This window comes from Vibrio sp. 1F253 (genome assembly GCF_041439295.1).
Classification (GTDB): Bacteria; Pseudomonadota; Gammaproteobacteria; order Enterobacterales; family Vibrionaceae; genus Vibrio; species Vibrio tasmaniensis_A.
Genome location: NZ_JBGONU010000053.1, coordinates 21664 through 29005, shown reverse-complemented (window position 1 = coordinate 29005; position 7342 = coordinate 21664). Strand labels below are relative to the sequence as shown.

General features: G+C 40.7%; 7 protein-coding genes. 1 reads left to right on the top strand and 6 read right to left on the bottom strand.

What is annotated here, in order from left to right; genetic code table 11:
• Window positions 1–40: 40 nt before the first annotated feature.
• A complete protein-coding gene (locus tag ACED28_RS19635; protein WP_371710537.1) occupies window positions 41–1336 on the bottom strand; it encodes a DEAD/DEAH box helicase in 1296 nt (431 codons plus the stop codon).
• Window positions 1330–1878, bottom strand: coding sequence for a hypothetical protein (locus ACED28_RS19630; RefSeq protein WP_102526006.1), 549 nt, complete (start codon window positions 1876–1878; stop codon window positions 1330–1332). The genes ACED28_RS19635 and ACED28_RS19630 overlap by 7 nt, the downstream gene beginning before the upstream one ends.
• A 93-nt stretch (window positions 1879–1971) precedes the next feature.
• Here ACED28_RS19630 and ACED28_RS19625 point away from each other — a divergent pair, with 93 nt between their 5' ends.
• The gene (locus ACED28_RS19625) at window positions 1972–2178 is read left to right on the top strand and encodes a helix-turn-helix domain-containing protein (protein ID WP_136982635.1); all 207 of its coding nucleotides are present in this window, start codon (window positions 1972–1974) and stop codon (window positions 2176–2178) included.
• A gap of 397 nt (window positions 2179–2575) precedes the next feature.
• On the opposite strand, the gene cas6f is transcribed toward ACED28_RS19625, so the two are convergent.
• Genes cas6f through ACED28_RS19605 form a run of 4 tightly spaced genes read right to left on the bottom strand, consistent with a single transcriptional unit; the run spans window position 2576 to window position 7330 of the window.
• Window positions 2576–3175 carry a type I-F CRISPR-associated endoribonuclease Cas6/Csy4 gene (gene cas6f / locus ACED28_RS19620; RefSeq protein WP_136982634.1) on the bottom strand — a complete coding sequence of 200 codons (600 nt, stop codon included), beginning with the start codon at window positions 3173–3175 and terminating at the stop codon, window positions 2576–2578.
• 2 nt (window positions 3176–3177) lie between these two features.
• Window positions 3178–4239 carry a type I-F CRISPR-associated protein Csy3 gene (csy3, locus tag ACED28_RS19615; protein ID WP_136982633.1) on the bottom strand — a complete coding sequence of 354 codons (1062 nt, stop codon included), beginning with the start codon at window positions 4237–4239 and terminating at the stop codon, window positions 3178–3180.
• Window positions 4223–6145, bottom strand: a complete 1923-nt coding sequence (locus ACED28_RS19610) for a type I-F CRISPR-associated protein Csy2 (protein ID WP_136982632.1) — start codon at window positions 6143–6145, stop codon at window positions 4223–4225. The genes csy3 and ACED28_RS19610 overlap by 17 nt, the downstream gene beginning before the upstream one ends.
• Window positions 6146–7330 (bottom strand): TniQ family protein, encoded by a 1185-nt coding sequence (locus ACED28_RS19605; protein WP_136982631.1) that lies wholly within the window; start codon window positions 7328–7330, stop codon window positions 6146–6148.
• Window positions 7331–7342 lie beyond the last annotated feature (12 nt).

Genomic DNA, 7342 nt, shown 5'->3' with positions numbered 1-7342 from the left:
GGATCAGGTGATCGGAATAAACCGAAACGAGCGATCGCAATCACCGAAATACGCAGCTTATATCGTCTTCAAAACTTATTGATATTTGATGGTCTTTTTGAACGGCGATTTCCACTTCTAAACCTAAGTCACTCGAATATAGGTGTGTGTCTAATATCTCTGATTCCTCTCTAAGAACCAGGCAACTATTGGGGATGTCTTTCTCAATTTCTTCAGCAAAGTCAATGAGTTTAGGTTCTGCAAAAGTATAGAACCACGCTTCTTGATTTAGGCTTGAAGTTGAGCGCAATATTCGGCCTAAGATTTGTCTAAAATAGAGTTCAGTTTTTATGTTGCTAAGATGACAGCAAACCTGGAGCCTAGGAATGTCGGTTCCTTCACTGACCATGCCTACACTAACAATCCATTCAGTATCGCACGATTTGAAGTGCTCAATACGTGCATGCGAGCCATCTTCTTTGTACGTCACCGTACAGGTCGTTTGATTGAATGTGTCTTCAAGTAGTGATGCTATTTTTTTTGCATGGTTAATCGTAGATGCGACAATTAAGCCTCCGGCAGAAGGTGACTCAGTGCGGATTAGTTCTAAGCGAGATATAGCCCTTTTTAAGATGTGAATTAATGCTAATTCATTATGTAATATTGTTGAATAATTGATACCTCCATCAGTGATCAACTCATGCAGTGAATTAAATGAATCAATATGGTTGTTAGCTTTAATCGTTGAGTGTTCGCAATCTATAAGAACAATGGTTGGTCTTCGGCACACGCCATCTTTGACTGCTTGAGCTAATGAATACTGATAGTCACAAGCAATCTTCCCCTCAGGAGCTGTATATGAAGAGAGTACTACTGGCGTTAAGTTTGAACGCCAAGGTGTCCCTGTAAGAGCAAGAGTGTAGGTTGATCCTTTCTGTACGTCATTGAGTATATGGTGTCCCCAGGAATTGGTGTTAGTTTCTTTATCTCCTGCACAGTGATGTATTTCATCAAAGATACATAGAACTCGATACTTCGATAGCGTTGACCAAAACTGGGCATCAATATGCCTAAGAGATTGATAGGTCATTGAGCAGCCCTGTGTCCCTAATCTTCCGTCAAAAGCCGTTCCTAGTATTGACGAGAAGCAATCAGATATACTGTTTGATACAATTCTTGAAGGGGAAAAACAAATAACAAAGTCAATCAGCTCTTTGTCGAACATCTGTTTTGCTAAATTTGCGGCCATTATGGTTTTGCCTGCGCCTGGAGTCGCTTGTACTAAAAAATGACGCTTCTCATTTTGATAATGAGTGAGTGCTAGTGCGATACACTCTTTTTGCCACACTCTCAACATAGGGTTGACTCATCAAGTCGAATTAACTTCATTGTGCGAGTCCAAACATTGAGCTTAGCCATTAGAGCGGCTGCCTTTTGAGTAGCTTCTAAATATGATTTTTTTAGTAGTTTGTTAAGATCACTTGAGCGAGCCATAAGAACTTTGTATTCGTCAACTTCAGCTAATGTGATGGCTAGTTCAGCCTCAATGCTAGCTTTTTCATTTTGTAGTTCTATGAAAATAGACGTTTGCTGTGGAAAAGGTGATTCGTTTATCTTCTTGTTTCTTTTTTGTTTAGCTATAGATTTAAACTTTGCTTCAAAGAAACGTTCAGATCTAAAGAATGCCTTCTTTCTGCCTGCTCCTTTGCATACGATCAAACCTGCTTTTTCCAATGCATCCAATTGTCTAGCAACGAATAAACGTGCGTTATTTTTATTACCATACATGCTAGAGCATTCGAGTACCCAATCTCTCACTCCAACGACTGTAAAATCAGTGACTTCAGGTTGGGATATATATTGGTAAATATTGTTATCTATTCGGTGTTGCTTACGCATTGAGTTAACCAGTTAAAGAGTAAATTGCGGATTATAATCCGTGGCAATAAATGCATCAAGAGGCGATAGTTTTGTTTTTTAGAGTCGTTTTAAATGAAAGACTTAGCAAAACGGTTTGGTGCTAATCTACGTGGGATGCGTAGAGATAAATCTATTTCTCAAGACAGATTGGCTCTCTTAGCTGATATCGATCGAAGTTATATTGGCAGGATTGAGCGTGGGGAAGTAAACATCACACTCGAAAAAGCTTACCAGTTAGCACAAGTGCTTGAGTGTGATGTGAGAGAGCTATTACCTTAAAATCAGCGTCGCCCTAAAATATCTACTTATTCAGCAGTTAACTGTTATTGAACGCGAATGAAAGTGGTCCGTTTGTTATCAACTACTTTACAGTAAGTTTGAGGATTATAGTCCTCATTTATTTGTAAAGCAAACCACAGAGTAGTGGTTTGAGATTTGAAGCAATAGCATTGATATTGAATGGTCTCCTACCTATTCGGCAGTTCTCTTGGTACAGTTGAAATTTACTGACATCAGTTTATTATCAGCTACCTATTCGGCAGTACACTGTAGCTAAATAAAGAATAGTACGGTTTTATCAGATAGTTAATTCATAAAAGGTATTTTGTCCCTATTTTTAGATGCTAGATAAAAATAATGTTCTTTCAATACCTTATGTTCTTGCTGTAATAAAGGGTTAAATAATCGGTACGGGTTGAAACGTGTTTTTAGTATTAGCAAGACCATAGCTGCTAAATAGTGCATCTCCGTCTAAGCGAGTTTCTTTGAACATTCTTATATTGAGTCGAAAACTACCGGCACGACTTTTACTGTCTTCCTCAAGCGAGTGGTAGTGGTGGAGTGCAACAACCTCTTGTTGTTTGAACGAGGATAAGTCAAACTCTTCACCTCTTTCTTCCGCACGTTTTTTTAATCTTTTCGCTTTTCTAGCTTGTCCAGCAGGTGTTGCTTTGTCTATCGACTGGCAACGCTTAAATGAAACATACTCGCAGCCGTCAGGGACAACCTTTGTATTGGATATATCAAAATAGTGCAGATCTTTCATTTGGGTGAAGTAGTGCTGTTTGAGTAGCAAATCGAGTTCGATTTTATTTGTGCTCACAAAAGAAATTTTATTTCCGATGGTATCGTCACTCCAAAGAGGAAATGAAACGCCTATATTTCTTGTTTCATATTCATAGTTAAAGCCATGAAGAATCTGAAGACATTTAGCGGCTAATGATTCATTGTTACAACGCGCTGGCAGAAAAGTGACAGTTTTGTAGTACCACTTCATACTTAATCCCCCTTATGTTGGAACATTCCACCCTTGATGATGTTTGCGACCAAAAAGTGCAGGTCGTTTATGGTCTCTTGATTTGGTTTATCTGAAGACGTGAGTGCTTCAATATAAGACTCTGTTTGCTGAAGGATAGAAAAGAAATCTTTTTGTGTAGAAGGGTGACGGTAGCAAGTGACATCTTCTTTATGAACCCCAAACCGACCGACACGTAGTGCCTCAGTTGCATCGGGGTACCAGTCGTCTATGGTCGCAATGGCGGCACCAGTTTTATAAATACCCAATATTGGGCTCCGTTCACCGTCAACCGTTGTGCTTTGAAAAATTCGTCCCTTGCTTTGTTTCTTAGATTTATTAGCGTTGTTACTTTCATTTTCGGTGAATGCTTGGCTCGGGAAAATCTGTTTATTGGTTGGTAGCCGCAAGGTGGCTTTTACTTCAAATATGGCCAAACCATTAGAGTGAGAAAAAGCATTTTTGGTCATTTGAGCAATAGCTTCCCAATCTTTATGGTTCTCAAAGTCACTTCTTTCAAGGTAGTTAGCCCTTATGTTTTGAAATTTGACAGCACCTCCCGCCCAGGGCCAAGGGGTTAACTCTATATCCCAGCAATAGGCTTTTTTAGTATTTTTCCACAGCCATGATCCATTACATATATTGACTAGATATCGAGAAACCAATTCATTCCAACCAATATTTTCTTCATACGCTTTGATTAGCTGCATTAGTGTGTGTTTAACCGTAGACGAATTACACTTGTAAGGTTTGCGTAGCTCAGAAGAAAAAGAGACCGAAAAGTAGCATTCAATGTGGCTCGCACCGAAAGGAGCATGACAAAAATCGACTTGATGTGGGTTACCTTGAGCCAGTTTTTCAGCGGTTGCACTCTCTTTGGTCCGCCCCGACGGCTCATAAGCTAAGGCTGCGGTTTCCATTTGTCCTAGTACAGTACGAGAAGTGTAGGTTAAGGGGGTCTTTCGCCCATCTGGCCACACAACTAGAAAGCACACATCAGAAGGATCAATAGAGCGTTCATAGGCTAGGTTAGTCGGTAGTTCCATGATAGGTACTCCTTGGCTGCACAGAAAGGTAGTTTTGATAGCACCTGTGATGCCACAAAATAGTATTTATGTCGGTGTTTTGATCAAAAGTGATTGGCTCAATCAGACCAATGATGCACTCAGAAAAAGCATGTTTATAACCTCGAAGAGAGTTAGGTTTGTCGGTCGGCTCTTCAAGAAAATGATACCCAACACAGCTTGGGGCTAATTTTCGGTTATCTTTAACTTCCGATAAAATATCACTCACGTTTTCGATAGGTTCAGTATGCATCGATAGCCATTTGCCGGTTTTCTGAGGAAAGGATTGAATCGTCTTTTCTAACGTTGAAAATGACCGGATGTATTTGAAATCTGCAATGGTTATTTTAGCGGAACCTCTGGCAAACCGTTTCGGCAGAGCTCGAACAATAGTATTTTCATCGACGTTCAAGCTACGATTAAACCTAATCACTAAACTAAAGAGCAAATCACACTGCCAGTCATCGTGTGTTGCTGGGGGCGATATGGTGTGGTTTACCTTTTGTACGTACTCTTTTGTTAAACCGCGCTTTTCAACATGCAACTGATGAATACAGATGGCAAACGAATCAATTGTGAGCGTAGGAAAATACTCATTTAAGTTACGTTCAAACGCGTGAGTAAACCCCAAGAAAGCAGTGAGTGATGGAAGCCCGACCGTGATAGGTGAACTCAACGCGCTTGCTCCACAAACTCTTATATTTGGAATAGCAAAGAATGAATCCTTTTTTTCACTGCCGCCAACGTTAGTTGAATCGGACCTATGTTCGTTGAGTTCACGCTTTATAAGCCCAAGTAGGAGTTTGGTGATAATCGGTTCGTAAGCAAAACACTTAGCTAATTTGATGCGGGATAGATCATGGTTTAGATGTTGGACAAGAGTATTCACATCCATGGTCCTGTCCTGTATGAGCAACCAAGCCTTAACCATCTCTTGTATCTCGTTTTTGACTGTTCTGCGGTAAGCCACTCGCTTGTTTTTTGGCATTAAATATTGAGTATGCGTTTGGTACTGTTTTAACGATTGAATATGACTTGAGGTCAACCAAGATTTTCCAATGTTTATCTGATAATGAGGTGTAAGGGAAAAGTTAGGGACAGCTTTCAACATCTTCAAAGCACCACCACATGTCATAGGTAATACTCCCATGTTAGTACCGCGGCTGTAACGGGTTAATGCTGTATAGCGATACTCAGTTTCTAGCGCTTGATAACAGTGACTTTGCATCGATTGAGAAGCCACTGGCGAGAGTGAAATATAAGAACTGTCGTTATCAGGCAAAGATAGTTGAGTTAAGTAATTTGGAGCGAGACTGACGTTAATCGTTGTTTGAGAAATCTGAGCCAATTTTTTAGCGATAGCCTTACGTGTTTTCTGGTAGCAGCCAAGCGTATTGAGTTTTTGCCACAGCGGGTGTTCTACATCTTTAAGTAAATCCCCAAGGCATGAAATCACACAATTCCAACTAAATTCATTGGTTAATAAGGCGCTTTTGTTAACATCACTCGAATCATGGCTGTAAGCCCAGTGGTGTGGTTCAAATTTAGAAGATGAGAGTAAAAATTCGGGTAGCTGCCCCAAAGGAGTCGCACGAATAACACCTTCAGAGCGTATGTCTGGAAATTTTAGGTTGTGGCTTTGTCTATATTCAACCGTTTTTAGACAGTGAGCCCACCATTTTTCATCTCTAAGCTTTTGCTTGCATTTAACCCTATCCAGTAGGTCTTTTTGGTCTGCGGTTTTATCCGTTAAGTTAACCAAAACGGTGAGAGCGTCTAGCTCCTTTCCATCGATTTTGATATGTGGAGTAAGAGGCCGGAATGCTCGCTTTAATTCCTTGCTCAAATCATCTGGCCTTGATTGTAGTAACTCTTTCAAACTTTCCATTTACCACCTCGATACATAGAAAGAGCGGTTATAGTCATCAGTTTGAAATTCGGCTAACCATAGGCAAAAGATATCACCGAGATGAAATAGGTAATCGTTAACCTCCAGAGGTGTATTTGGTTTAGTTTTACGATTTGGCTTTAAGATGCGTTGTTCAACCATTGAGGCTATCTCATCCAAACTGCAATTAAGGAACACAGTAGCTTCTAGAGCGTTCATACGAAGGTTAGCGATCAAACCACCGTTATCCCATAAATGTGCCTCTACATGTCGTAGAAGCTCCCCTAGGATGATGTTGTGCTGGAGGTTACGCTCTGGTAGTCGAATAGAACTAAAAAAGATGCGCCCCAAAAGGTCCTTAACCCGTAATTCCTTCTTTCCAACAATTGCGTGTTCTAGATTGAATTCAATTTCACTATCAATCATAGAGTGGATCGAGCTTGGCCAGTTCGAGAAAAATTGGACGAACGACAGGTGCTCGAATTTATTATCGTTTATGTGGCTCCACCAATGTATCAACCCCCATCGGTAGCTTTTGGGAAGATTTGGCAGATCTTTTGACCCATTACCAGCGAGCCAACTTGAAACAGTGGATGTTGCTTTATGGCTATTCTCTGAACTTTTCGTACTGATAGTTTTTTTGCAGCCACCGCACATTCCACTTAAACCAGACACTCGATAGTCGTGCTCAGCGCCACAGCGACAGCTGTTGAGTAAAGGTACATCATGGATATGGCAGTGATCGTAACCCTCAAAATGCCAAAGGTAAGAAGCGTAACCATTTTCTTGTAAGCATAATGGGCAGCAGGGTATGGACTTTGTCCGGAGTAAACTGCGAGGAAAAACTTCTGAGCCACGGATCACGGCACTAGTTGATGGAGAATATTTTAAGTTTGTTCTGTTAATTGCTAATCCAAGTAACTCGGTAGGTTCGTTAAACGTTAATTGAGCGAGTTTCAGGAGTGAGGCAGTTCGGGCACCAGAGCTATTTTTGGCCGAGCAGGGGTTAATCTTTTCGATATCAGTTGGAAAGGTTTGATAGCCGTGATGGTCAATGTCTTGTAGGAAGCGTTTGGTAGCTTCTAGGAAACGATGGACATCACCATATCCATTGTTGTTGGCCACACGGATAAAGAAGCTCTCGAGGCTTTCATCGCTGTACGGTTTAGGTCTTTGCAAAAACACAGAGGCTATCTA